Below are 24080 nucleotides of genomic sequence, written 5' to 3'. Positions count from 1 at the left end.
GTTCGGTTGACGGCGTGCTAGCCGCAGAATCCGAGGAACTCGTCAGGATCGCTGTCACCGTCGCCACGGAGGCCGCCGAGCTGGTCCGCAACGCACGCAGCCACGCTGTCACCCAGGTGGACACCAAGTCCAGCGAAACCGACGTGGTGACCGCCGCGGACCGCGCTTCCGAACAACTGGTCCGCGACCGTCTGGCCCAACTGCGCCCCGGCGAACCGGTGCTGGGCGAGGAGGAGGGCGGCACGACGTCGCTGGGCGGCATGGTCTGGGTCGTCGACCCGATCGACGGCACCGTCAACTATCTCTACGGCCTGCCGTTCTACGCCGTCTCCATCGCGGCCCAGCTCGACGGCGTGTCCGTGGCCGGCGCGGTGGTGGAGCCCGTCTCCGGCCGCGTCTGGACCGCCGCCCGGGGCGGCGGCGCCTTTCTTGACGGGCAGCCGCTGCGTGCCGCGGCGACCACTCGGCTGGAGCTGTCCCTGCTCGGCACCGGCTTCTCCTACGACCACTCGCGCCGGCTGCGGCAGGCCGACGCCGTCAACCGGATGCTCGGTCGGGTGCGCGACATCCGCCGCTGCGGCGCTGCGTCGCTCGACCTGTGCGCGGTCGCCGCCGGCTGGGAGGACGCGTACGTGGAGCACGGCCTGCACCGCTGGGACTGGGCCGCCGGCGGCCTCATCGCCGAGGAGGCGGGCGCTGTAGTCCGATTCCCCGGCCCCGACGACGACGGTCTGGGCGAGGAGGCCACCTTCGCCGCCGCCCCCGGCATCGCCGACCAGCTCCGCGCGGCCCTGGTCGAAAGCGGCTTCGGCAAGGTCTGACCGGAGAAGTCCTCGCCGACTCCAGGCCCGGAGACCGCGAGGCCCCGCCGACGCTTCGCCCGGTTACTGGATTTCGATCGCCCGCCACCCGACGCGCCCCACCACTCGGCCGATGCGGGCGATCGAAATCCAGCAAGGGCGAGGCGTCGGCCCCAAAGGGGCCGAGCACGCGCGCGCCAGCGCGCCAACTAACAGTGCACCGCGCGGGCGGCGTTGATCAGGTCGGCGCTCACGGGCGGCTGGCCGGTGGGCTGCGACAGCTGGCCACCTTGCGCCGGTGGCTGCTTCTGGGCCCACGCGGCGAGCTGCTGGAGCACCTGCTTCGCGCTGGAGTTGACCTTGAACTCGTCGTACTTGGTGCCGACGGCCAGGTCGACGGTGCTGTCCTGGCGTTCGTCGCGCACCAGCTCGGCGCACGGCTCGACGATGCTCAGCGTGCGGGCGCCGGCGACGCCGTTGGGGCCGAACCGGATCTGGGCGCGGCACTTCATGTCGCCGGCCACGTAGACCGGGTCGTTGGCCGGGTCGCCGGCGGTGCCGAAGCCGGCGGCGGTGACCGCGGCGTTCACGATCGACGCCTGGTTGCGGGTGTTGCTGGCGTTGTAGACGCGCACCTGCACCTGGGCGGCCGGGGCGGGCGCGGTCTTGTCCAGGGCGTCGTGCGCGAGGACGGTGCCGAGCTTGGGTGCGGGCGTCGCCGGCGGGGTGGCGCCGGAGGGCGCCGGGCCCGGGTTGTTGCAGTGCACGGCGGCGTCGACGTCGTCGGTGGTGTTCATGACCTTGACCCAGATGAAGCCGGCCACCACCGCCAGGACGGCGAACAGGACCATGGCGGGCCACGGTCGCCGCTTCCGGTACAGCGGCTTGGCCTTCCCCCTGACCCCGCCAACGGCAGTCACGTCCCCGCCCTCCTCGACCCCGACCGACGCGACGCGTCGTGACTGGTGAACCCCGACGACACCCCGGCCGTCGCCTGTGATCAGCCTAGGCGTTGCCGACGAGTGGCGTCGGCCGGCACCGCCGTCCGTGTCCGGTCCGTGTCCGATCGCCGCCCGCCGTCGCGTAACGCGATCGACCGTGCGCGCACCGTCAGGTCCCACCTGCGCCGATCGCATCACGTGCGGGCCGTCGGGGCAAGGGGTTTCCCGCCGGAATTCCCCCGCCGTGCGGGTCGATCCCGCCAGCTAGGACCACGGATGGGTGAGTGTGTGCGTAGACCCTTGCGCGATGGGCTACCATCCACGCGCTCCGAGCCACTGAGGGTGCGGCTGGAATCGCTTGACGATCATGGGTGGCAGCCGGCCTGGAGCGAGACCTCCGTCACTCACGGCGGCGGGCACAAATTGGGGCCCTGGAACGTTGACCAGCGGCACGAACACAGTCTGAATTGTGACTGCAGGGGTGAAAGAAGTATGGCGACCGACTACGACGCTCCGCGCCGGAGCCAGGACGACGACCTGGCCGAGGACTCCCTCGAGGAGTTGAAGGCGCGGCGCAACGAGACGCAGTCCGGCGTGGTCGACGTCGATGTGGATGCGCCGGATGAGAACTTCGAGCTGCCAGGTGCCGACCTGTCGAACGAGGAACTCACTGTCAAGGTGCTGCCGAAGCAGGCTGACGAGTTCACCTGTTCCAGCTGTTTCCTGGTGCACCACCGGAGTCGACTGGCCGAGGAGCACAACGGGCAGTTGATCTGCCGGGACTGCGCCTGAGCTGGCGCGATCGGACGGCGCGCGGGAGGCACCTCGCGCCGCCGGCGCGGCACTCGGGCGTTCTGGGGGTCAGTTGTGCAGTATGGCGGCCAGCTTGTCCGCGTTGCGGACGCTGAACAGCCAGTACGGGGTCGGATCCGCCGGGTCGTTCAGGTAGACCCGGAGGACCGGCCCGACCCAGCCGCGGTGCGCGACGAACGCCGCGGGATCCAGGTCCGGGCCGAGCGCCTTGCGCTTGGCCTTGGCCGGGATCACCTCGACCTCGTCCACGAAGCGCAGCGGCACGTGGGCGTCGCCCACCCAGAGCTCGTCGTCGACGACCCTGACGGTGGCGCGGCCCAGCCACAGCATCACCCCGATCACCAGCGGCACGGTGATCAGGTAGGGCAGCCATGCCCGCACGCCGGGGTAGCCCATGTGCACCTCGGCCGCCATCAGCACGGCCGCGATCACCGGCAGCGGCCAGCCCCACCACGGCACGTACAGCCGCTCGGCGAACACCGGCTTGGTCTTTGCCACCGCACTCACGCTCTCGGTCACGGCACCAGGGTAGTGTCACGCGCCGTGTCGAGCGTGCAGGTCCTCCTCTCCCGAATCGATCCCGGCGTCCCGGTGCCGTCCTATGCCACGGCCGGCGACGCGGGCGTCGATCTGGTGACGACCTCGGACGTCGTCCTGGCGCCGGGCGAGCGGGCCGTGCTGGGCACCGGTGTGGCCATCGCGCTGCCGGTCGGCTACGCCGGCTTCGTGCACCCCCGCTCGGGCCTGGCCGCCCGGGTCGGCCTCAGCGTGGTGAACACGCCCGGGACCATCGACGCGGGCTACCGCGGCGAGATCAAGGTGTGCCTGATCAACCACGACCTCCGCGAGCCGATCGAGCTGCGCCGGGGGGACCGCATCGCGCAGCTCGTCGTGCAGCGCGTCGAGCACGTGGTCTTCGAGGAGGTCGACCAGCTGCCCGCCTCCGAGCGGGGCGCCGGCGGCTACGGATCCACCGGCGGGCACGCGGTGCTCGCGGCCGCGGCGGGAGCCGGGGCCCAGCAGGGGACGAAGGAGTAACGGGATGTTCGGCAAGCGCGGCAAGCGCGGGCGGCACCATGTCAGCAAGGACAGCGGCCGCCTGGGGGTACCGAACTACGACGTCGCCGAGGAGCCCGAGGACGAGGGCCCGCTGACGACCGGCCCCTTCGACGAGGAGGACGCGCCGCAGGACGGGCTGTCCCGGCTGGACCTGGGGTCCGTGCGGGTGCCCGTGCCCGACGGCGCCCAGCTCCAGGTCGAGGTGGACCCGTCCGGGCCGGTCCGGGCCGTGCACCTGGTGACGCCGATCGGGCAGGTCACCGTCAGCGCGTACGCCGCGCCCCGGGGCGGCGGCCTGTGGCCGGAGATCTGCGAGGAGCTGGTCACCCAGCTGCGCGCCGACGGGGCGCGGGTGATCAAGGAGTCCGGCGAGTGGGGGACCGAGCTCGCCGCCACCGCCAACAACGTCGTGCTGCGGTTCATCGGCGTGGACGGGCCGCGGTGGATGCTGCGCGGCGTCGTCGCCGGGCCCGGTGAGCACAACGTCATCGCCTCCGAGCTGCTGCGCAACGTCGTCCGGGGCACCGTGGTCGTCCGCGGCACCGGTCCACAGCCCGTGCGGACCCCGCTGCCCGTCGAGCTGCCGCCGGCGATCGCCCAGCACATCCAGGCCCAGCAACAGGGCTGACGTGCTCTCCCAGTCGACGGTCGACCGGCTTCGCGGCCGGTTCGGGCCGGAGGTCCAGCCGTGGCTCGACGGCGTGCCGACCCTGGTGGCGCGGCTGTCCGCGCGCTGGGGCCTGGAGGTCGCGGCCAGGATGACCGGCGGCACGTCCGTGACGTTCCGCTGCCGCCGGTCCGACGGCTCCGGCGCGTACCTCAAGCTCACGCCCGACCCCGACGTCTTCGCCACCGAGGCCGCCGCCCTGCGGGCCTGGTCCTCGTCGCCGGCCGTCGTGTCGCTGCTCGACGTCGCCGACGAGGACAACGCCCTGCTCATCGAGGCCCTGGAGCCCGGCACCCCGCTGGCCGACTGGCGGCCCGCCGCCGACCTGCTCGCCTCGCTCCGCGACGTGCCGCCGCCCACCGGCTTCCCCACCGTCGCCGACCGCGTCGACTTCATGTACGACCTGGCCCGCCGCCGCAATCCCGGTGTGCCCGGCGAGCTGCTCGACGGCTCCCACGCCGCCGCCCGCCGCCTCGCCGACACCGGCTCCGTCGTGCGGCTGGTGCACGGCGACCTCCACCCCGCCAACGTCCTGTTGGGCGCCCGCGGCTACGTCGCCATCGACCCCCGGCCCTGCCTCGGCGACCCCGACCTGGACGTCGTCGACTGGGCGTTCCTCGACGTCACCACCGTCGACCAGCTCCGGTCCCGCGTCGCCGGGCTCCGGGTCCTCGACGAGGACCGCGCCTTCGAGTGGTCGCGGGCGCTGGCCGTGCTCCTGCTGATGTCCCATGTCCGGCGCGGCATCGACGACGCCCAGACGCCCCTGTTCAGGCAGCTGGCGGAGACCCTCGTCTAGCCGCGGACGCCTGCCAGGCGGCGACGGCGGCTCGGCCCAGGGCGGAGCGGTCGGCGCCGAAGTCGGCGAACGAGAGGGAGCGGAGCTCGGCGCCGGGGATGGCGGCGGCCCACTCGGCGGCGATGGCGGTGGGGTGCAAGGGGTCGTCGCGGACGGCGACGACGCCGACGGGGATGTCCAAAACGGACAGCCGGGACAGGACCGGCGCGGGACGGTCGGCGGCGGCCAGCAGGGAGTCGGCGAGGCCGGCCCCGTGCCGGCGCCAGGCGCGGTTGAGCTCCGCGGCAAGCCACGGAGGAACGTCGGAAATGGCGGCCAGGGTGGCGTCGAGGCCGTCACGGCGGACGGCGGCAGCCGAGTAGCGGGCGGCGACGGCGGCGGGGCAGTCGCCGGGGGAGCCGTGCCAGCCGGGCATGGCGAGCAGCAGGCCGGCGCAGTGATCCGGATGTGCCAAAGCCCACTCGGCGGCGAGGTGCGCGCCGAAGGAGATGCCGCCGGCGAGGACCCGCCCGTGCAGAGCGGACGCGGCGTCCAGGCAAGCGAGGTGTGAAAGGCCCAAACCGGGCCCTGGAACCGGTTCCGGGGCGACCAGCGCCACACCGGCGGCGGCCAGTGGGGAGGCGAAGACCGAACGGATGAAAACGTCATCCGATCCGGTTCCGGGCAGCAGGACGGCCGTCTCGGTCACATCGCCAGATCTTGCCGGTTCGGACGCGGTTCGCCGACCCCGCGCACGGTTACCCTGGCGAGTGAACGGCCCGGCGTGGGGGCCAAAAGCGCATAGGAGCGCGGGAGATGGCGAGCACCAGGGGCGGTTACTGGAATCGTCTCGTACGCCGACTGACCAGCGACGTCACCGAGTTGGACGCCGACGATCTGTCGCGCGAGGTCGACGCCGTCGGCGCGCAGCGGGCGTGCGACTGCCAGTCCGGCGAGGAGGTCACCGTCCTCGGCCGGCTGCGCAGCGTGGAGCTGTGTCCCCGGGACGCGGCCGCGACGCTGGAAGCCGAGCTGTACGACGGCACCGAGGGCGTGACGCTAGTCTGGCTCGGCCGGCGCCGGATCGCCGGCATCGAGCCTGGGCGCACCATCAAGGCCCGGGGTCGGATCGCGGTCCGCGACGGCCGCAAGGTGCTCTACAACCCCTACTACGAGTTGCAGACGACTTCATGAGCGAACAGCCGGCCCCCACGTCCGGGGACGAGGCCGAAGACGACGGAAAACCGACGCCGACCCTGCTGGAGCAGATGGGCGGCATCAGCGGCCTCATCTACTCCTCGGTCCCCATCGTGGTCTTCGTGCTGGTCAACTACATCTTCGACTGGCAGCCCGCGCTGTGGGCGGCGGTCGGCGTCGCGGTGGCGATCGCCGTGCTGCGGCTGGTCCGCCGCGAGCCGCTCCAGCCGGCGATCTCGGGCCTGTTCGGCATCGCCGTGGCCGCCTTCATCACCATTCGCACCGGCTCGGCCAAGGGCTTCTTCGCCTTCGGCATCTGGAGCAGCCTGGTCTACTGCGGCGCCTTCCTGATCTCGGCGCTGGTCCGCTGGCCGCTGGCCGGCGTGATCTGGTCCACGCTGAACAACACCGGCTTCAAGTGGCGGTCCGACAAGACCGCCCGCCTGTACTACGACATCGCCACGCTGGTCTGGATCCTGGTCTTCGGCTCCAAGTTCGTCGTCCAGCAGTGGCTCTACGACCAGAACAACGTCGGCCTGCTGGGCCTGGCCCGCATCGCCATGGGCTACCCGCTGACGGCCATCGCCATCGCCGTCACGGTGTGGGCCGTGCGCAAGGCCGACAAGCGCCTGGCCGAGCTGAACGCCGGCGAACAGCCCCCTGGCGGGCAGCCGGAGCACCCGCCACGGCCGGCCCAGGAAGAACCCGCCACCTGAGCCGCCCCCGAACGCCGTGAAGGGGGCCTTCCTCGCATTCAACGCGAGGAAGGCCCCCTTCACCGCACAGAGCCTCAGGCGAGGCCGAGAGCCGTCCGGATCTCCTGCTCCACGTCCGCCGACGCCACGAACAGCAGCTCGTCGCCCTGCTCGAACGGGTCGTCCGGCTGCGGCACGATGACCCGCCCGCCGCGCAGGATGGTCACCAGCGCCGCGTCCCGGGGCAGCGCGAGCTCGCTGACGGCCTGCCCGGCCAGCGCGGTGTCGTGCGGCAGAGTGATCTCCACCAGGTTGGCCTGGCCCTGGCGCAGCGTCATCAGCCGCACCAGGTCGCCGACGGTCACGGCCTCCTCGACCATGGCGGCCAGCATGCGCGGCGTGGACACGGCCACGTCCACGCCCCACGCCTCGGTGAACAGCCACTCGTTGGTCGGGTCGTTGACCCGGGCCACCACGCGCCGGACCGCGAACTCCGTCTTGGCCAGCAGCGACACCACCAGGTTGACCTTGTCGTCGCCGGTGGCGGCGATGACCACGTCGCACAGCTGGATGCCGGCGTCCTCCAGCGAGGACAGCTCACACGCGTCGGCGTGCACCCACTCGGCCTGCTCGACGGTGCTGGGCTCGAAGTGCGCCGCGTCCCGCTCGATCAGCATCACCTCGTGGCTGCTGCCGAGCAGCTCCTGGGCGATGGACCGGCCGACGGCGCCGGCGCCCGCGATCGCGATCCGCATCAGTGGCTCTCCTCGGGTGCCTGGCCCGCCGCCGCGGTGACCTCGGTGATGGTGCCGGACAGGGCGGCGACGTAGATCTCGTCGTCGGCCTGCACGACGGTGCTCGGCTCGGGCAGCACGCCGGTGCCGAAGCGCATGATGAACGCCACCCGCGCGCCGACCGTCTCCTGGAGCTCCGCGACCTTGCGGCCGACCCAGCCCTCGTGCACCGGCAGCGGCAGCACCGCCACCGAGCCGGACGGGTCGCGCCAGGCCGCGGCCTGCCCCTCGGGCACGAGCATGCGCAGGAAGCGGTCGGTGGCCCACGGCACCGTCGCCACCGTCGGGATGCCCAGTCGCTCGTAGACGGCCGCCCGCTTGGGGTCGTAGATGCGGGCGACGACGTGCTGGACGCCGAACGTCTCGCGGGCCACCCGGGCCGCGATGATGTTCGAGTTGTCGCCGCTGGACACGGCGGCCAGCGCGCCGGCCCGCTCGATGCCGGCGGCGACCAGCACCTGCCGGTCGAATCCGTTGCCCACGACCTGCTGGCCGTGGAAATCGCTGCCGAGCCTGCGGAAGGCCTGGCCGTTCTTGTCGATGACGGCAACCTGGTTGCCCAGACGCTCGAGCGCCTTGGCCAGCGATGCCCCCACGCGGCCGCAGCCCATGACCACCACGTGCACGAATCGTCCTCCTCCGCGATGCGCGCTGCACGGTACCTGGCGGCGGTGACGGCGGTCCCCCGCAACCCCCCAATGCACCAATGGACCGGTTTGTTCCCCAACCTACAGACGACTGCTCCGAAGTGGTGACCGCCTCGCCTACGCTGTGCCGTTGTGTCCAAGATTGCGACCGCGGCCAAGCGCCTAGTCCTCGGCCGACCCTTCCGCAGCGACCGGCTGGCCCACACGCTGCTGCCGAAGCGGATCGCCCTGCCGGTGTTCGCGTCCGACGCGCTGTCCTCGGTGGCCTACGCCCCGGAGGAGATCTTCCTGACGCTGAGCGTGGCCGGCCTGTCGGCCTACGGCTTCGCGCCGTGGATCGGCGTCGTGGTCGCGCTGGTCATGCTGGTCGTGGTCGCCTCGTACCGGCAGAACGTGCACGCCTATCCCAGCGGCGGCGGCGACTACGAGGTGGCCACCACCAACCTCGGCCGCTACTTCGGCCTCACCGTGGCCAGCGCGCTGCTGGTGGACTACATCCTGACGGTGGCGGTGTCCACCGCCTCGGGCATCGCCAACATCGGCTCGGCGCTGCCGTTCGTCGGCGACCACAAGGTGCTGTTCTGCCTGCTGGTGGTCGGCCTGCTCACGGCGATGAACCTGAGAGGCATTCGCGAGTCGGGCGCCGCCTTCGCCATCCCGACCTACGGCTTCATGGTCGGCGTCATCGGCATGGTGATCTGGGGGGTCGTGCGCGCGATCAGCGGCGCCGACCTGCGGGCCGAGAGCGCGGGCTTCGAGCTGCACGCCGAGACGTCCATGACGGGCATCGCGTTCGCGTTCCTGATCCTGCGCTCGTTCTCCTCCGGCTGCGCCGCGCTGACCGGTGTGGAGGCGATCAGCAACGGCGTGCCGGCCTTCCGCAAGCCGAAGTCCCGCAACGCGGCGACCACGCTGCTGATGATGGGCGTGGTCGCGGTGGTGATGCTGATCGGCATCATCGGCCTGGCGATGCTCACGCACGTGAACTTCGCCGACGACCCGGCCACGCAGCTGGTCGGCGCGCCCGCCGGCTACCAGCAGAAGACCATCCTGGCCCAGATCGCGGCGGCGGTGTTCAGCAACTTCCCGCCGGCCTTCTACTACATCTCGTTCGTCACCGGCATCATCCTGGTGCTGGCGGCCAACACCGCGTTCAACGGCTTCCCGGTGCTGGGCTCGATCCTGGCCCAGGACCGCTACCTGCCGCGCCAGCTGCACACCCGCGGCGACCGGCTGGCGTTCAGCAACGGCATCATCTTCCTGGCCGCGCTGGCGGTGGTGCTGATCGTGGCGTTCGACGCCGAGGTCACCCGGCTGATCCAGCTCTACATCGTCGGCGTGTTCGTGTCGTTCACGTGCAGCCAGGCCGGCATGATCCGGCACTGGAACCGGCTGCTGGCCACCGAGCAGGACCGGAGCGTGCGGGCCCGGATGCGGCGCTCGCAGGTGATCAACACCATCGGCCTGGTCTGCACCGGCGCCGTGCTGATCGTCGTGCTGATCACCAAGTTCGCCGCCGGCGCCTGGATCGCGATCGCCGCGATGGCCGGGATCTTCGCCCTGATGACCGCGATCCGCAAGCACTACGACACGGTCGCCGCCGAGCTGAGGATGGCTCAGGACGAGAAGGACAAGTCGGACGCCAACTGGTCGGTCATGCCGTCCCGCAACCACGCCATCGTGCTGGTGTCCAAGCTGCACCTGCCCACGCTGCGGGCGCTGTCCTACGCCAAGGCGACCCGGCCGGACGTGCTGGAGGCGGTCACCGTCAACGTGGACGACGCCGACACCCGCGACCTGGTCGCCGAGTGGGACCGCAAGGGCTTCCGGACGCCGCTGAAGGTGATCGAGTCGCCGTACCGGGAGATCACCAAGCCGGTGCTGGACTACGTGAAGCGGGTCCGCACCGACAACCCGCGCGACGTGGTGACGGTGTTCCTGCCCGAGTACGTGGTCGGCCACTGGTGGGAGCAGTTGCTGCACAACCAGAGCGCGCTGCGGCTCAAGGGCCGGCTGCTGTTCCAGCCGGGCGTGATGGTCACCAGCGTGCCGTGGCAGCTCCAGTCGGCCAACCAGCGCGAGGAGTCCCGGCGGATCGTCACGCCCGGGCAGATCCGCCGCGGCCTGGACACCCCCGTCGAGCAGAGGAAGACCCGGACGTGACGCAGGCTCAGACATGGACCGGACGTCGGCTGGAGGTCGAGGTCGGCGCGGTCGCCCACGGCGGGCACTGCGTCGCCCGGGCCGACGGGCGGGTGGTGTTCGTGCGGCACGCGCTGCCGGGTGAGCGCGTGGTCGTCGAGGTCACCGAGGACAAGGGCGGGTCGTTCTGCCGCGCCGACGCCGTCGAGGTGTTGGAGCCGTCGCCGGATCGCGTGGCGGCCCCGTGCCCGCTGGCCCATCCCGGTGGCTGTGGCGGCTGCGACTGGCAGCACGCGTCGGCGGAGGCCCAGCGGTCGTTGAAGGCCACCGTCGTCGCCGAGCAGCTGCGCCGGCTGGCCGGCCTGGACCTGGACGTGGAGGTCGAGGCCCTGCCCGGCGGCCTGGGCGACTGGCGGACCCGGCTGCGTATGGTCGTCGACGGCAAGGGACGGGCCGGTTTCCGGGCCCACCGCAGCCACAAGGTCGTGCCCGCGCGGCGGTGCACCATCGCGTACCCGGACCTCGTCGAAGAGGTCGCCCAGCAGCACTGGACGCGGGGTGCGGAGCTCGACCTGACCGCCGACTCGATGGGCCAGATGCACATCGTGGAGCGGCCGCAGCGGGGACGTCCGCGCACGGTCTCCGGTGACGGCGTCGCCGTCGAGCGGGCCGGTGGCCGGGAGTGGCGCGTCGATGCGCACGGGTTCTGGCAGGTGCATCCCGAGGCCGCCGACCTGTACGCCGAGATCGTCGCCGAGTGGGCCGCCGCGCCCCTGGGTGGCACCGCCTGGGATCTCTACGGCGGCGCCGGCCTGTTCGCCGCCGTGCTGGCCGAGCAGGTGGGGCCGGACGGCCATGTGCTGGTCGTCGAGTCCTCGCGTGGAGCCGTCGCCGACGGCCGTGACAACCTCCGGGACCTGCCCCAGGTGCGGTTCAAGGCCGGCTTGGTGGAGGAGACCACCCTCACCGGCCGGCCCGACGTCGTCGTGCTCGACCCGCCCCGCAAGGGCGCCGGCAAGGCCGTCGTCGACGCCATCGCCGCCTGTGAGCCGTCGCGTGTGATTTACGTCGCCTGTGACCCCGCCGCCCTGGCCCGGGACGTCGCCGGCTTCGCCGCGCACGGCTACCGCCTGGAGCGCCTCCGGGCGTTCGACGCCTTCCCGATGACGCATCACGTGGAGTGCATTGGCCTTTTGGCCAGGTGATCCCGAAATTGTCGGGGGCTGGTGCCACGATGCCGGCATGGCGGTTCTGGATGACTACGACGTTGCTTCGGCCGAGGCCCGTCGCGTGGTGCGTGCCCTCACCCCGGATCAGCTCGGCGCGCCGTCCAAGTGCGCGGAGTGGGACGTCCGCGGCGTGCTCAGCCACCTGGTGACGGGGAGCCTGATGGCCGTGTCCGTGGTCCGCGGCGACCCGCCGCCGGACAGACAGACGGACCACCTCGGCGACCGGCCGCTGGAGGCGTTCGACGCGGCTCTGGACGACGTCAGGGCGGCGCTGAGCGAACCTGGCGTGCTGGAGAAGACCTATCCCACGCCGCTGGGCGAGCAGCCCGGCTCGTTCGTGGCGACGATGCGGATCAACGAACTGGTGGTGCACAGCTGGGACATCGCCGCCGCGACCGGGCAGTCCACCGACATCGCGCCCGAGCTGGCGGCCGCGGCGCTGGCGATGTGGCGCAGCCGACTCGGCGACGGGGCGCGGCCGGCAGGCATGCCGTTCGACGACCCGCAACCGGTTCCACCCGGCGCCACCGCGGCCGACGGACTGGCGGCTTACCTAGGGCGGAGGTGCTAGTCGCCAGTGAGTAAGACCTCAACGATGTGATGATGCTGTGGAGACTGCCAACCCGTCCGGCACACCGAGCGTCTTCCTGACCTGGGCCTCTACCGGCCGGCGGGGGGATGCCGGCTCCGCCGGCCGGGCGAGGACGCCGGTCGGTGACGGTACGTTGCGTCACTGGCTCGACAGGTGAAATCCCAAGATCTCCGTAGACTGACATGCGCCGCCCCGGCGGTGACGTTCCGCAGGACACGGCGACGAATCGACCCCGGCGCCAAAGGCGAGGTGAAGCGGTGACGCTGCTGGAATCCGTGCACGGACCCGTTGATGTGAAACGGATGGAGCAGGGGGAGCTGGAGCAGCTCGCGACCGAGATCCGGTCCTTCCTGGTGGAGAAGGTCGCCCGCTCGGGTGGCCACCTGGGTCCCAACCTGGGCATCGTGGAGCTGACGCTCGCGCTGCACCGGGTGTTCGACTCGCCCAGCGACGCGCTGCTCTACGACGTGGGCCACCAGTGCTACGTGCACAAGATGCTCACCGGCCGCTCCGGCGGCTTCGACCTGCTCAAGCAGACCGGCGGCGTGTCGGGCTACCCGAGCCGCGCCGAGAGCGAGCACGACTTCATCGAGAACAGCCACGCCTCCACGGCGCTGTCCTACGCCGACGGCATGGCCAAGGCGTTCCAGCTGGCCGGCAGCCGCCGCCACGTGGTGGCGGTGGTCGGCGACGGCGCGCTCACCGGCGGCATGTGCTGGGAGGCGCTGAACAACATCGCCGCCGACCAGACCCGCCCGGTGGTCATCGTCGTGAACGACAACGGCCGCTCCTACTCGCCGACGATCGGCGGCTTCGCCGACCACCTGGCCTCGCTGCGGCTCCAGCCCGGCTACGAGCGGGCCCTGGAGAGCGGCAAGCGCACCCTCCAGCGGACCCCCGTCGTCGGCCCCGCCGTCTACGCGGCGCTGCACGCCGCCAAGCGCGGCATCAAGGACGCGCTGGCCCCGCAGGCGATGTTCGAGGACCTCGGCCTGAAGTACCTGGGCCCGGTCGACGGGCACGACCTGGTGGCGCTGGAGGCGGCCCTCAAGCGGGCCAAGGCGTTCAACGGGCCGGTCATCGTGCACGCCGTGACCCGCAAGGGCAACGGCTACGCGCCGGCCGAGAACGACCCGGCCGACCAGATGCACCAGACCGGCGCGATCGACCCGGTCACCGGCAAGCCGCTCGGCCCGAAGGCGACCTCCTGGACGTCGATCTTCTCGGAGGAGCTGATCCGCGCGGGCGCCGAGCGCAAGGACGTGGTGGCCATCACCGCCGCCATGCTCGGCCCCACCGGCCTGGACAAGTTCGCCAAGGCCTACCCGGACCGCTGTTTCGACGTGGGCATCGCCGAGCAGCACGCGGTGACCTCGGCCGCCGGCATGGCCATGGCCGGCCTGCACCCGGTGGTGGCGATCTACTCGACGTTCCTCAACCGGGCCTTCGACCAGGTGCTGATGGACGTGGCGCTGCACCGCCAGCCGGTCACGCTGGTGCTGGACCGGGCCGGCATCACCGGCTCCGACGGCCCCAGCCACAACGGCATGTGGGACCTGTCGATCCTGGGCATCGTGCCGGGCATGCGGGTCGCCGCGCCGCGCGACGCCGTCACGCTGCGTGAGGAGTTCCGGGAGTCGCTGGCCATCGAGGACGGCCCGTCGGCGCTGCGGTTCTCCAAGGGCGCGGTCATCGAGCACGTGCCGGCGCTCGAGCGCGTGGGCACCGTCGACGTGCTCAGCAAGCCCGCCGCCTCGACCGGCTCCGACGTGCTGCTGGTGGCCGTCGGCGCGTTCGGCGAGCTCGGCGTGGCCGCCGCGCAGCGCCTGGACGACCAGGGCATCGGCGTCACCGTCGTCGACCCGCGCTGGGTGCTGCCGGTGCCGCACGAGCTGGTGGAGATGGCCGCCGACCACCGCCTGGTGGTCACTGTCGAGGACAGCGGCCGGCACGGCGGCTTCGGCTCGGCGCTGGCCGCCGCGCTGCGCGACGGCGGCGTGGACGTGCCGATGCGCGACCTGGCCGTGCCCCAGCAGTTCCTGGAGCACGGCTCCCGGTCCGAGGTGCTGGCCCAGGTCGGGCTGACCGCCCAGGACGTGGCCCGCCGGGTCACCGAATGGGTGGCCGGCCGGATCGGACAGCCGACGCCGGCCGACGCCGACGTCGCCGCCGAGGAACGAAAGCACGGCTGAGAAGTGTCTGGGATCCGCACCTCCCGACGAGTGCCCCGCCCCGGGGCTGTGGCACGGTGGTGAGGTGCGGATCCTGGTAGTCGAGGATGAACAGCCGCTGGCCGAGGCGATCGCCCGGGGCCTGCGGCGTGAGGGTATGGCCGTGGACGTCGCCTTCGACGGCGAGTCCGGCCACGAGAAGGTCACCGTCACCCGGTACGACGTGGTCGTGCTCGACCGCGACCTGCCGAAGATGTCGGGCGACGAGCTGTGCCAGGAGATCGTGCGGTCGGGCGCGCTGACCCGAGTGATCATGCTCACCGCGAGCTCGGCGATAGAGGACCGGGTCGAGGGCCTGTCCCTGGGCGCCGACGACTACCTCGCCAAGCCGTTCGCGTTCGCCGAGCTGGTGGCCCGCGTGCGCGCGCTGGCCCGCCGGGCGACGCCGGCCACGCCGCCGGTGCTGGTCGCCGCCGACGTGGAGCTGGATCCGGCCAAGCGCACCGTCACCCGGTCCGGCCAGCTGGTGGACCTGACCCGCAAGGAGTTCGGGGTCCTCGAGGTGCTGATGGCCGCCGGCGGGACCGTGGTGAGCAGCGAGGAGCTGCTGGAGCGGGTCTGGGACGAGAACGCCGACCCGTTCACCACGACCGTGCGGGTCACCGTGATGACGCTGCGCAAGAAGCTCGGGGAGCCGGGCATCATCGAGACCGTCGTCGGCTCGGGCTACCGTGTGCCTGCCGCCGGCCGGGGCACCGGGCCGGCACTGGACACGGCCTCGGGAGCCCGACCTGCTGACAGTTGACGTGCGCGCGCCCGGCGGCGGCAGACCCGTGCCGCGGCGGCGCGGTCCCGGCCTGAGGCTGCGGATCACCTTCGTCGCCGTGGTCATCGTTGCCGCGGTCAGCGCGCTGCTGCTGTGGCTGGGCTGGCTGCTGGTCGGGCTGGTGGCGCGGGGCGCCGTGCCGCAGATGCCGGCCGGCAGCAAGATCCTCGTCGACGGCGTCGAGGTGGACGCGGCCCGGCTCGGTGAGGTGCTCGAAGAGCACGCCCGGACGCAGGTGCTCAGCGTCGGCGTCGTCGCCTTCGTGCTGCTGCTCGTGGCCGCCGCCGTGCTCGCGTGGACGTTCACCGGCCGGGCGCTGCGGCCGCTGCACGAGGTGACCGGCACCGCCCGGCGGCTGTCGGCGGAGTCCCTGGGCGAGCGCATCGCCCTCAACGGGCCCGATGACGAGGTCGCCGAGCTGGCCGACACCTTCGACGCCATGCTGGACCGGCTCCAGGGCGCGTTCGACTCCCAGCGGCGGTTCGTGGCCAACGCCAGCCACGAGCTGCGCACGCCGCTGGCGGTGATCCGGACCGAGCTGGACGTCACCCTCTCCGACCCGAACGCCGACGTCGAGGAGCTGCGGCGGATGTCCGACGTCGTCGGCACCGCGGCCCTGCGCGCCGAGCAGCTGGTCGAGGCGCTGCTGCTGCTCGCCCGCACCGACGGCATCGGGCTCGCCGTCCATGATCCCGTCGACCTCGCCGCCGTCGCCGCCAGCGCCTGGCGCTCCGCCGGGCGCGAGGCGGCCGCACGCGGCGTACGGGCCAACTTCGCCACGCCACCCGCCCCGACCGTCGGCGATCCCGCGCTGCTCGAACGCGTCGCCGGCAACCTGCTGGAGAACGCCGTGCGGCACAACGTCGACGGCGGCTGGATCGAGGTCGCCACCGACAGCGGGCCGCAGTGGTCACACCTGCGGGTCAGCTCCAGCGGGCAGCTGATCGCGCCGGAGCTGGTGGCCGAGCTGTTCGAGCCGTTCCGTCGCGGCGGCGTCGACCGGACCGCCCGCACCGGCACCGGCCTGGGCCTGTCCATCGTCCGTGCGGCGGTGCTCGCGCACGGCGGGGCCGTGCACGCCGAGGCGGTGCCCGGCGGGGGCCTGGCGGTCACCGTGCGGCTGCCCAGCGGCCGCGGCGCCTGAGTTGCGAACTCTTGAGCCGGCTCGCAGGGTGGAGACATGCCTTTCGTACCCACCATCAAGCTGAACAACGGCGTCGAGATCCCGCAGCTCGGGTTCGGGGTGTTCCAGGTGCCCGACACCGAGACCGAGGAGGCCGTCACGCGCGCGCTGGCGGCCGGGTACCGCAGCATCGACACCGCCGCGGCCTACGGCAACGAGGCCGGCGTCGGCCAGGCGATCAAGGCGTCCGGCATCCCGCGTGACGACGTGTTCGTCACCACCAAGCTGTGGAACTCCGCGCAGGGCTACGACAGCGCGCTGAAGGCCTTCGACGCCAGCATGGCCAAGCTCGGGCTGGAGCAGCTGGACCTGTACCTGATCCACTGGCCGGTGCCGCGCGCCGGCAAGTTCGTGGAGACCTGGAAGGCGTTCGAGAAGCTGCTCGCCGACGGCCGCGTCCGCGCGATCGGCGTCTCCAACTTCCAGCCGGCGCACCTGCGGCGGCTGCTCGACGAGGGCCTCACCGTGCCGGCCGTCAACCAGATCGAGCTGCACCCGCTGCTCCAGCAGGCCACGCTGCGGGCGTTCCACACCGAGCACGGCATCGCCACCGAGGCCTGGAGCCCGCTGGCGCAGGGCGGGGTGCTCGACGCCCCGGAGATCACCAAGATCGCCGGCAAGCACGGCAAGACGCCGGCCCAGGTGGTGCTGCGCTGGCACCTCCAGCTGGCCAACGTCGTCATCCCGAAGTCGGTGACGCCGCAGCGGATCAAGGAAAACATCGAGGTGTTCGACTTCGAGCTGGACGGCGACGACCTGGCGGCGATCGCCGGCCTGGAGCGCGGCCACCGCACCGGCCCCGACCCGGACAAGTTCGGCTGAGGGGTTCACGACCGACGACGACATGAGTGGCTCGCTTGGCTCCGGGTGCCAAGTGAGCCACTCATGTGCGCGATGCCCGGAGCGCCCTCAGGGCCAGCCGTTGCCGTGCGAGGTCGGCGTCGGCCGGGCGGCCAGCTTCACGCAGGCTGGCTTCGCCTGTGCCTGCAACCAGTCCGGCGGCAGCGCGCCGCTGGACTGCTGCTTTCTGGCGTCGTCGATCAGCTTCTGCAACGCCTCGTACTGGTCGCCGTCCAGCCCCATCTCCTGGTAGTCCAGGCCGGTGTCCTTGGCGTTGGCGAGAATGTCCTTGGCCCAGTAGACGAGTTGCGTCACGCAGGTGGCCACCGGGTCCACTGTGGACGTCGTGGTGGTCGCCGGCGTCGGGGGAGCCTGGCCGCCACAGCTCGTCGCGGCGAGCGCCGATAGCGCGATCGCAACGACGAGCCGGCGTCTGGCCATGTTGTGCAGCCTAGAACGAATCCCCGCCGGAGAACTGCTCCTCCAGCGTGTCCACGGTGCCGGCCAGCAGGGTCAGCGGGTCGACGAACTCGTTGATGTCGAGGTTCTCCAGCGGCAGCGCGTGCCGCAGCACCACGTGCTCGCCCATGATCGCGACGCCGCCGACGACCGTGGTGTGCCCGACCTCCTTGAGCAGTGCCGGCAGGTTGACCTTGGCCGCCAGCCCGCACGGGGAGGCGATCTGCACCCAGTCCTCCTTGCCGTCCAGCACCTCGTGGCTGAGCCAGATCACCTGGCTGCGCTCGTCCTCGAACTCGACGTAGATGCTGATCTCGTCCGGCGTCTGGTCGACCACCTGGTACTCGCTGCGCACGAAGGCGACCAGATCGGCCCACTTGGCCATGACACGTCCTTTTCCGCCGGCTGAACAAGATCACTCGACCATAAGGCCTCGCCGTGTCCGGCGGATAGACCCTCGAGGGTGGTCACACCAGCCGAAGGTGCGCGGCGGGCCCACCCGGCAGCCGTAGGCCGCCGGGGCGGCCGGGCAGCGCCGTCACCACCAGCCCGAACACGATGTTGTTCAACTCGCGGGTGCTCAGCCGCAGGTCGGCCGCCAGCTCGTGCGGGGTGACGCCCTGCTCGCGCAGCGCCCGGAACACCTTGGCCAGCAGCTGCGAGGACTCCCGGGCCTGGTCGCTGTCGGCGTCCAGGCGCGCCAGTTCCGCGCACAGCGACCGGTAGACGTCGTCGCCGACCTGCCGCAGCTCGCGCAGCCGCCGGGTCAGCGCCAGCGGCGACACCCGCCAGCGCGGGCAGGCCCGCAGCACCTGGTCCTTGGACGGGTCGTCGGGGACGTAGGTCAGCACGTCGACGTCCGGCATCAACATGGCGCTGGCAAAGGTATCCGCCTCCGCCTCGACGTCCACGTGCTGGAGCGGCCGGCCGCCGCCGTGCAGGACGAGGTGGCCGAGTTCGTGGGCGGCGTCGAAGCGGCCGTGCTCGGCGGACTTGGCGGTGTTGAGGAAGACGAACGGCGTGCCCTCGTGCCAGAACGAGAACGCGTCCACGTCGGTGTGGTCGACGCCGAGCGAGAACACCCGAACCCCGTGTGCCTCCAACAGATGCACGAGATTCGGGGCCGGCCGGCTGCCCAGCTGCCACTGCTCGCGCACGGCGTCGGCGGCCGCGGACGGGGCGGCGTCCATGATCGGCACGTCGACCGCGGGCAGCGTGAAACGCCGCTCCAGGAAGGCGTCGAACTCGATGGCCAGCCGGCCGGCGGCCAGCGCGCCGGCCCGGCGGCGGGCCGGCAGCTTGGCCCGCGCCCGGAACGACACCACGTCCTCGGTCAGCTCGGCCGGCTCGGCGGCGGTGAAGAACTCGACCGGAAAGCCCAGCACGCGGGCGAGTTCGGCGAGATCGGCCGGCTCTCGCCGGCCGTTCTCGTAGTCCGACACCGAGCGCGGGCTCACGCCCAGCTCACGCGCGAGGGCCGCGGCGGTCAGCTGACGCCGCTGGCGGGCGAGCTTGAGTCGGGCGGGCGTGAACATCGAGATCATTCTTCCGGGTGCTCACCCGGTTGACGCAACAGACATCGCCGAGTGGAGTGATCCGTTTTCAGCCGAGCCGACTCGCCAGCGCGCGTCCGAGGGCCGTACCCGACAGCCACGCCGTCTGGACCCGCGGTGGTCCCCAAGCGTCGCCGCAGACGCCCACATTGTCCTCGTCCAGGTGAAACAGCTCCTCGGACGGGCGACCCGGACTGGCCTGGAGCCACTGGTGCGCGTAGCCGGTCACCGGCCTCGCCGGCAGGCCGAGCACCGCCCCGACCGCGTCCTCCACCTCGGCGATCACCCGATCGTGTGCGCCGAGACGGGCCGCCGTATAGGCCGGCGTCGTGTGCGCCACCAGCACCGGCGCCCGATCGCCGCGGCGATCGCCGTCGTCGCAGATCGTGGTGAGCACCTCGTGCCCGTTGACGAAGGCGCCGCGGAAGTCCGGCCAGGCCCGCTCCGGGTAGCGCAGCGTCACCGCGAACGAGGGCGCCCAGTCCTGGCCGTCGGCGGCCCGCCTCGCCGCTTGCAAACACGGGTCGAGCACGTCGAGCGCCTGGGGGCCGGGCATCGCCAGCACCACCGCGTCCACCGGCACGCCGTCCACCATCGGGCCCGGCTCCACGGCCGTCACCGCGTGCTGGAGTTTGACCGTGAGGCCGTCCGCGAGGTGCTCGGCCAGGCTTCGCAGGCCACCGGGCGCCGCCCAGCGCATCGGCCCCGGCCTTGGCTCCTCGTGGCCGTTTTCGATGGCGACGAGCGTGTCCGTCCACTCCCGGGCCAGGCCGGCCGCCTGCCAGGTTCGGGCGACGGCGTCGAATTCCGGGTCGCTCACCGTGAAGTAGGCCGCGCCGATGTCGGCCGGGCGGCCGTCGTAGCGCCGCGTGGCCAGGCGGCCGCCGACCACGGGAGCGCGTTCCAGCACTCGGACGTCGACGCCGGCGTCGACCAGGACCCGGGCACAGGCCAGGCCGGCGATGCCGGCGCCCACGACCACTACGCTCACGATCTCCACGGTAGGTGCGTCACTCCCAGACCTGGATCGCTCGTACTACGAATGGCGCATTCGGCACGTAGGTCCCGCCCTTGGGGTAGGTCGTGAACTCGGCTTCCGTCGAGCAGGTCGCCCCCTCGTAGGTCGTGACGTCCTTGGTCATCAGGTTCGCCCACGACTTCGCCACCAGGCCGTCCGGCAGCGCGACGCACTTGTTGGTCAACGTCGTCTCCAGCGAGAGTCTGGCGGCCTTGCCGCCGTAGTTCGCGGCTGCCCAGGCGCAGAACGAGCCCGCGTCGCAGCTCGGCGATGCCCGAACGACCGGCGCTGTGGCCAGCGACACCGCCGTCGTCAGAGCTGCCGCGACTACCAGCTTCGTGACCTTCACTACGACCCCTCTCCCCAGTTTTGCCTGCTAGCAGCCTCGTGACGGCTGCCGTCCGCGTCCGGCGAACGGGATCGCGTCACCCCTTCGTGGCGGTGATGCACACCGTCGTGAGCAAGCGCACTGCCCCTGCGTGTTCAAGGAAGATCAGTTGGGGGTAAGACAGGGCTGTGGCAACCACTCTTCTGACCCGTCCCGCCCCGCAGCTCCGTCGTGACCAGCGCGCGCTGGTGGAGGCGATCCGGCGCATGACGGACTTCGGGGCGGTCGCCGTGCTGCGTGGGTTCGACAAGACCAGCCGGGCCACCCGCGACGCCATCAACGAGGTCGTCCGCGAGCACGGCGGTCACCTCATCGACCTGACGCCCGTGCCCGGTCTCGGCGAGCTGGGCACCGTGCCCGCCGCCGACCTCGTCGTCGCCACCAGCCGGGCCCTCGCGCCGGCGGCCGAGCGCTGCGCCGCCTACTGGAACGTGCCCGCCGTCGTCCCCGGCGACGGTCCCGGCGGTCTCGTCCGCACCCGCCAGCCGGCGGTGTCCGTCACCCGTGACGGCGGCGGGCAGGATGTCGTCGTCCGCCAGCTCCGGCTGCTCGGTCCCGTCACCTGGTCCGACGGCACCGCGCCGTCCCGCCACGCCGAGGAACTCGTGCTCAAGCCCACCATCGAGGGCATGGTCGTCACCGCGCAGTACGGCGAGACGTCCGTGACCCGGCCGGTGGCGCGGCTCATCGAGGTGGAGATCACCGACGAGATCGTCGCCGAGATCGACGGCCACGCGGGACTGGTCGGCGCCGGCCGCTACGAGGCCCGGCCGACGACGCGACCGGTGTGCAGGTTGGCCGTCAACGGCTGATTGTTCCGGCGGGTTGAGGGTTGGGCTGGGCGGTGGGGTAGTTCCCGGCCTCGCCCTCTGAGCCAACGGTCCCCGCCGCCCCGCCGTCAGTACCAGCACCGGCGATCGCGCCCGGTGTTCGTGGGTTTCCCGCCCACCCCCACCTGAGTCCCGGCGCTGCTCGCCGACGGTGATTGCGTCCTTGGCGAGTTGGGTTACCCGCCTCGCCAGCCCCACCCTCACCACCGACATCGAAACCGGCGCACTGTTGCCGATCTGATCAGCCCGCTGGCGAAGCCGGAGGCCGGCGACACGCGGACCACTCCGCAGCGGCAGGGCGATGCCTTCGCGGACATCATCGAACTCGCGGCCGGCAGCGACACACTCCCCGACGAGGGCGGTGAGCGACCGCATCTGGCGATCACCATGAACGCGACGGAGTTCCTGCAGCAGATCGGCATGGCCGAGATCGAAGGGGGCGACGCCCTCGACGCGGAATTGGGCCGACGGAGGATGGACCAGCCTGGACAACCTCGTCCTGGTCTGCTCCGTGCACCACCGCATGATCCATCACGGCCAGTGGACGGTGGAGATCGTCGACCGGCAGCCGGTGTTCACGCCGCCCGCCGAACTCGGACCGCGATGACGGTGCCGAGCCATAGCTGAGACGCCGACCAGGCTCGTTCGGCAATGTGCCACGCCGCCTTGGGCCGGATCCGGTCGCGACGATCACGGCCACGCCACGCCACGGCGTGGCTAGGGGCGTCCGGCGATCGACTGCCGGATGCGGTTGGTGAGGTCGACCATCCGGGACACGCTGCCGTCGTTGGACAGTGCGGCGATGGTGATGCCGTGCTCCGGCAGCCGGACGGTCCGCGCGGTCCAGCCGCCGGACCAGCTGCCGCCGTGGCTGTGGACCAAAGCACCATCGACGCGGCTCACGGCGATGCCCCAGGCATAGCCGTACGGGTCGGGGGTGCCGATCAAGGCCCGGACACGGTCGTCGAGGGCGCTGCCGGGCATGAGGGCGTCGTTCCAGCGGCGGAGGTCGTCGGCGGTGGACCAAGCGCCGCCGTCGCCGATGCTGAGCGGCAGGGGCCAGTCGCCGGCCACGTCCGGGTGGCCGATGGCGGCGTCGGACGGTGGAGCGTCGGGGCAGAAACGGGTCTGTGCCATGCCGAAGGGCTCGAACAGGCGTTGCCGGGCGAGGTCGGGGAAGGGAGTGTCGGCGATGCGTGAGAGGACGGTGGCAAGGCAGATGTAGCCGGCGTTGCAGTACTCCTGCCGGCTGCCGGGCGGGAACTGGAGATCGGGGCAAGCGGCCAGGGCCCGCAGCACGGAAGGGCTGTCCCAGCGTGACTCGACGATGCGGTCCTGGAGCTCGGGATCGCCGGGGAGGCCGCTGGTGTGGTGGATCAAGTGCCGAATACGGACGGTCGCGGCCCACGCGGGCAACGACGGTAGCCATTGCCGCAGCGGGGATTCGACGTCCAGGAGACCCTCGACGACGAGCATCGCGGCGCAGACGCCGACCATCTGCTTCGCGACGGATCCCAGGTACGACAGCGTTCCCACGGTGAAGGGGGTGTCCGGCCGGGCCAGACCCGTTGCCGCGCAAAGAATCCCGGACGGGGAGCGGACGACCAGCGCGACGCCGGGGCCGTCGGCGGTGTAGCCGGCGGCCGCGATCAGGTCATCCAATGCCGAGCCTCGTCGACAGGCCGATGGCATCGACGGGCGCCCGCACCTTGGCGTCGTTGTCGAAGTAGACGTGCACATCGCCACGCCGATGCCATTCGCGGACCTTCTTCGCCCAGCGGTCCAAGGCCTCGTCGGTGTAGCCGCTGACGTACAGCTCCTCGTCGCCGTGCAGACGCGCGTACGCGAAGTCGGCGGTCAACTCCTCGAAGTACGGCCATTTCTTCGCGGTGTCGGCAACCACCAGCGCCACGTTGTGATCCCGCAGCAGCCGGAGGCACTTCTCTTCCTGGAAACTCGGGTGCCGGGGCTCCAACGCGTGCCGCAGCGGCCGGTCCTCGTCGATCCGCAGCCCCTCGTCGTCCTCGATACGGTCGTCGTGCCGCGCACCGAGCTCGGCGGCGGCCTTGGCACCGTGCGGCAGCAGGGCGAGGAACTCCGCCAGCACCTCGGCGTCGAACTGCAACGTCCCGGGCAGCTGCCACAGGATCGGGCCCAGCTTCGCGCCAAGGCGCAACACACCTGAAGCCAGGAAGTTCGCCACTGGCGTCTCGGCGTCCTTCAGGCGCTTCATGTGCGTGATGAACCTCGGCGCCTTCGTCGCGAACACGAAGTCCGCCGGCACCTGCTCCGCCCACGCCACGAAGCTCGCCGGCCGCTGCCGCCCGTAGAACGTGCCGTTGATCTCCACCGAGTTCAACCGCCCCGCCAGGTACGCCAGTTCGCGCTTCTGCGTGACGCCCTTGGGGTAGAACGTCCCGCGCCACGGCGGATACACCCACCCCGACGTCCCGATCCG

At 71.8% G+C, this 24080-nt stretch carries 28 protein-coding genes; 16 read left to right on the top strand and 12 right to left on the bottom strand.

Going from position 1 to position 24080, the window contains the following annotated elements; translation table 11 throughout:
* Positions 1-14 precede the first annotated feature (14 nt).
* Positions 15-821 carry an inositol monophosphatase family protein gene (locus BCF44_RS09895; RefSeq protein ID WP_246014920.1) on the top strand — a complete coding sequence of 269 codons (807 nt, stop codon included), beginning with the start codon at positions 15-17 and terminating at the stop codon, positions 819-821.
* 188 nt (positions 822-1009) lie between these two features.
* Here BCF44_RS09895 and cei read toward each other — a convergent pair whose 3' ends face one another.
* Positions 1010-1720, bottom strand: coding sequence for an envelope integrity protein Cei (cei, locus tag BCF44_RS09890; RefSeq protein ID WP_246014919.1), 711 nt, complete (start codon positions 1718-1720; stop codon positions 1010-1012).
* 513 nt (positions 1721-2233) lie between these two features.
* Here cei and BCF44_RS09885 point away from each other — a divergent pair.
* Positions 2234-2533, top strand: a complete 300-nt coding sequence (locus BCF44_RS09885) for a DUF4193 domain-containing protein (RefSeq protein ID WP_116173883.1) — start codon at positions 2234-2236, stop codon at positions 2531-2533.
* 69 nt (positions 2534-2602) lie between these two features.
* Here the strand turns inward: BCF44_RS09885 and BCF44_RS09880 are convergent, their stop codons facing one another.
* Positions 2603-3073 (bottom strand): DUF3093 domain-containing protein, encoded by a 471-nt coding sequence (locus BCF44_RS09880; RefSeq protein WP_342775583.1) that lies wholly within the window; start codon positions 3071-3073, stop codon positions 2603-2605.
* Positions 3074-3097: 24 nt separating this feature from the next.
* Between BCF44_RS09880 and dut the strand changes: the two genes are divergently transcribed.
* Genes dut through BCF44_RS09865 form a run of 3 tightly spaced genes read left to right on the top strand, consistent with a single transcriptional unit; the run spans position 3098 to position 5079 of the window.
* Positions 3098-3592 carry a dUTP diphosphatase gene (gene dut / locus BCF44_RS09875; protein ID WP_116173882.1) on the top strand — a complete coding sequence of 165 codons (495 nt, stop codon included), beginning with the start codon at positions 3098-3100 and terminating at the stop codon, positions 3590-3592.
* 4 nt (positions 3593-3596) lie between these two features.
* Complete coding sequence (locus tag BCF44_RS09870; RefSeq protein ID WP_116173881.1) at positions 3597-4241, top strand: DUF3710 domain-containing protein; 645 nt, start codon at positions 3597-3599, stop codon at positions 4239-4241.
* 1 nt (position 4242) lies between these two features.
* Positions 4243-5079, top strand: coding sequence for an aminoglycoside phosphotransferase family protein (locus BCF44_RS09865; RefSeq protein WP_116173880.1), 837 nt, complete (start codon positions 4243-4245; stop codon positions 5077-5079).
* On the opposite strand, the gene BCF44_RS09860 is transcribed toward BCF44_RS09865, so the two are convergent.
* Positions 5051-5767, bottom strand: a complete 717-nt coding sequence (locus BCF44_RS09860) for an alpha/beta hydrolase (RefSeq protein ID WP_116173879.1) — start codon at positions 5765-5767, stop codon at positions 5051-5053. The genes BCF44_RS09865 and BCF44_RS09860 overlap by 29 nt on opposite strands.
* 107 nt (positions 5768-5874) lie before the next feature.
* Between BCF44_RS09860 and BCF44_RS09855 the strand changes: the two genes are divergently transcribed.
* Positions 5875-6252: an OB-fold nucleic acid binding domain-containing protein gene (locus BCF44_RS09855; RefSeq protein ID WP_116173878.1), complete on the top strand. Its 378-nt coding sequence runs from the start codon at positions 5875-5877 to the stop codon at positions 6250-6252.
* A complete protein-coding gene (locus tag BCF44_RS09850) occupies positions 6249-6971 on the top strand; it encodes a DUF3159 domain-containing protein (RefSeq protein WP_116173877.1) in 723 nt (240 codons plus the stop codon). Before BCF44_RS09855 ends, BCF44_RS09850 begins: the two co-directional genes overlap by 4 nt.
* Before the next feature lie 74 nt (positions 6972-7045).
* Here the strand turns inward: BCF44_RS09850 and BCF44_RS09845 are convergent, their stop codons facing one another.
* Positions 7046-7705, bottom strand: a complete 660-nt coding sequence (locus BCF44_RS09845) for a potassium channel family protein (protein WP_116173876.1) — start codon at positions 7703-7705, stop codon at positions 7046-7048.
* Entirely contained in the window at positions 7705-8370 is a 666-nt protein-coding gene (locus tag BCF44_RS09840) for a potassium channel family protein (RefSeq protein ID WP_116173875.1), read from the bottom strand. Before BCF44_RS09840 ends, BCF44_RS09845 begins: the two co-directional genes overlap by 1 nt.
* 153 nt (positions 8371-8523) lie before the next feature.
* Between BCF44_RS09840 and BCF44_RS09835 the strand changes: the two genes are divergently transcribed.
* The 7 genes from BCF44_RS09835 (at position 8524) to BCF44_RS09805 (ending at position 17356) form a co-directional block, all read left to right on the top strand.
* The gene (locus BCF44_RS09835) at positions 8524-10554 is read left to right on the top strand and encodes an APC family permease (RefSeq protein ID WP_116173874.1); all 2031 of its coding nucleotides are present in this window, start codon (positions 8524-8526) and stop codon (positions 10552-10554) included.
* Positions 10551-11738, top strand: a complete 1188-nt coding sequence (locus BCF44_RS09830) for a class I SAM-dependent RNA methyltransferase (RefSeq protein WP_116173873.1) — start codon at positions 10551-10553, stop codon at positions 11736-11738. Before BCF44_RS09835 ends, BCF44_RS09830 begins: the two co-directional genes overlap by 4 nt.
* 37 nt (positions 11739-11775) lie before the next feature.
* The gene (locus tag BCF44_RS09825; RefSeq protein WP_116173872.1) at positions 11776-12333 is read left to right on the top strand and encodes a TIGR03086 family metal-binding protein; all 558 of its coding nucleotides are present in this window, start codon (positions 11776-11778) and stop codon (positions 12331-12333) included.
* 278 nt (positions 12334-12611) lie between these two features.
* A complete protein-coding gene (dxs, locus tag BCF44_RS09820) occupies positions 12612-14546 on the top strand; it encodes a 1-deoxy-D-xylulose-5-phosphate synthase (protein WP_116173871.1) in 1935 nt (644 codons plus the stop codon).
* A gap of 64 nt (positions 14547-14610) precedes the next feature.
* On the top strand, positions 14611-15330 hold the full coding sequence (locus tag BCF44_RS09815) for a response regulator transcription factor (RefSeq protein ID WP_116173870.1): 720 nt from the start codon (positions 14611-14613) through the stop codon (positions 15328-15330).
* A 1-nt stretch (position 15331) separates the two neighbouring features.
* Complete coding sequence (locus BCF44_RS09810) at positions 15332-16495, top strand: HAMP domain-containing sensor histidine kinase (protein WP_246014918.1); 1164 nt, start codon at positions 15332-15334, stop codon at positions 16493-16495.
* 36 nt (positions 16496-16531) lie between these two features.
* Entirely contained in the window at positions 16532-17356 is an 825-nt protein-coding gene (locus tag BCF44_RS09805) for an aldo/keto reductase (RefSeq protein WP_116173869.1), read from the top strand.
* 87 nt (positions 17357-17443) lie between these two features.
* On the opposite strand, the gene BCF44_RS09800 is transcribed toward BCF44_RS09805, so the two are convergent.
* From BCF44_RS09800 to BCF44_RS09780, 5 genes are all read right to left on the bottom strand, one after another.
* Positions 17444-17815, bottom strand: a complete 372-nt coding sequence (locus tag BCF44_RS09800; protein WP_147328448.1) for a hypothetical protein — start codon at positions 17813-17815, stop codon at positions 17444-17446.
* Positions 17816-17825: 10 nt separating this feature from the next.
* Positions 17826-18218: a type III secretion system chaperone family protein gene (locus tag BCF44_RS09795; RefSeq protein WP_116173867.1), complete on the bottom strand. Its 393-nt coding sequence runs from the start codon at positions 18216-18218 to the stop codon at positions 17826-17828.
* Positions 18219-18300: 82 nt separating this feature from the next.
* The gene (locus BCF44_RS09790) at positions 18301-19368 is read right to left on the bottom strand and encodes a helix-turn-helix domain-containing protein (protein ID WP_116174267.1); all 1068 of its coding nucleotides are present in this window, start codon (positions 19366-19368) and stop codon (positions 18301-18303) included.
* Between the two features lie 67 nt (positions 19369-19435).
* Positions 19436-20377, bottom strand: coding sequence for an NAD(P)/FAD-dependent oxidoreductase (locus BCF44_RS09785; protein WP_116174266.1), 942 nt, complete (start codon positions 20375-20377; stop codon positions 19436-19438).
* Between the two features lie 19 nt (positions 20378-20396).
* A complete protein-coding gene (locus tag BCF44_RS09780; protein ID WP_170217451.1) occupies positions 20397-20753 on the bottom strand; it encodes a peptidase inhibitor family I36 protein in 357 nt (118 codons plus the stop codon).
* Positions 20754-20920: 167 nt separating this feature from the next.
* On the opposite strand from BCF44_RS09780, the gene BCF44_RS09775 reads away from it, so the two are divergent.
* Positions 20921-21604, top strand: coding sequence for a hypothetical protein (locus BCF44_RS09775; RefSeq protein WP_116173866.1), 684 nt, complete (start codon positions 20921-20923; stop codon positions 21602-21604).
* A gap of 189 nt (positions 21605-21793) precedes the next feature.
* A complete protein-coding gene (locus BCF44_RS59130; RefSeq protein ID WP_170217449.1) occupies positions 21794-22249 on the top strand; it encodes a DUF222 domain-containing protein in 456 nt (151 codons plus the stop codon).
* 90 nt (positions 22250-22339) lie between these two features.
* Here the strand turns inward: BCF44_RS59130 and BCF44_RS09765 are convergent, their stop codons facing one another.
* The gene (locus BCF44_RS09765) at positions 22340-23284 is read right to left on the bottom strand and encodes a serine hydrolase domain-containing protein (protein WP_170217447.1); all 945 of its coding nucleotides are present in this window, start codon (positions 23282-23284) and stop codon (positions 22340-22342) included.
* The gene (locus tag BCF44_RS09760; RefSeq protein ID WP_116174264.1) at positions 23277-24077 is read right to left on the bottom strand and encodes a DUF72 domain-containing protein; all 801 of its coding nucleotides are present in this window, start codon (positions 24075-24077) and stop codon (positions 23277-23279) included. Before BCF44_RS09760 ends, BCF44_RS09765 begins: the two co-directional genes overlap by 8 nt.
* Positions 24078-24080: the final 3 nt, after the last annotated feature.

The organism is Kutzneria buriramensis (genome assembly GCF_003387475.1).
GTDB classification, from domain to species: Bacteria; Actinomycetota; Actinomycetes; order Mycobacteriales; family Pseudonocardiaceae; genus Kutzneria; species Kutzneria buriramensis.
Note: the sequence above shows the minus strand (reverse complement) of the source record. Positions and strands in the feature narration are given on the sequence as shown.

Bases quoted from the DNA above. Each gene is read 5' to 3' on its own strand.
- BCF44_RS09885 (WP_116173883.1), top strand. From the start codon at position 2,234: ATGGCGACCGACTACGACGCTCCGCGCCGGAGCCAGGACGACGACCTG.
- BCF44_RS09870 (WP_116173881.1), top strand. From the start codon at position 3,597: ATGTTCGGCAAGCGCGGCAAGCGCGGGCGGCACCATGTCAGCAAGGAC.
- BCF44_RS09855 (WP_116173878.1), top strand. From the start codon at position 5,875: ATGGCGAGCACCAGGGGCGGTTACTGGAATCGTCTCGTACGCCGACTG.
- BCF44_RS09850 (WP_116173877.1), top strand. From the start codon at position 6,249: ATGAGCGAACAGCCGGCCCCCACGTCCGGGGACGAGGCCGAAGACGAC.
- BCF44_RS09845 (WP_116173876.1), bottom strand. From the start codon at position 7,705: ATGCGGATCGCGATCGCGGGCGCCGGCGCCGTCGGCCGGTCCATCGCC.
- BCF44_RS09825 (WP_116173872.1), top strand. From the start codon at position 11,776: ATGGCGGTTCTGGATGACTACGACGTTGCTTCGGCCGAGGCCCGTCGC.
- BCF44_RS09805 (WP_116173869.1), top strand. From the start codon at position 16,532: ATGCCTTTCGTACCCACCATCAAGCTGAACAACGGCGTCGAGATCCCG.
- BCF44_RS09800 (WP_147328448.1), bottom strand. From the start codon at position 17,815: ATGGCCAGACGCCGGCTCGTCGTTGCGATCGCGCTATCGGCGCTCGCC.
- BCF44_RS09795 (WP_116173867.1), bottom strand. From the start codon at position 18,218: ATGGCCAAGTGGGCCGATCTGGTCGCCTTCGTGCGCAGCGAGTACCAG.
- BCF44_RS09790 (WP_116174267.1), bottom strand. From the start codon at position 19,368: ATGTTCACGCCCGCCCGACTCAAGCTCGCCCGCCAGCGGCGTCAGCTG.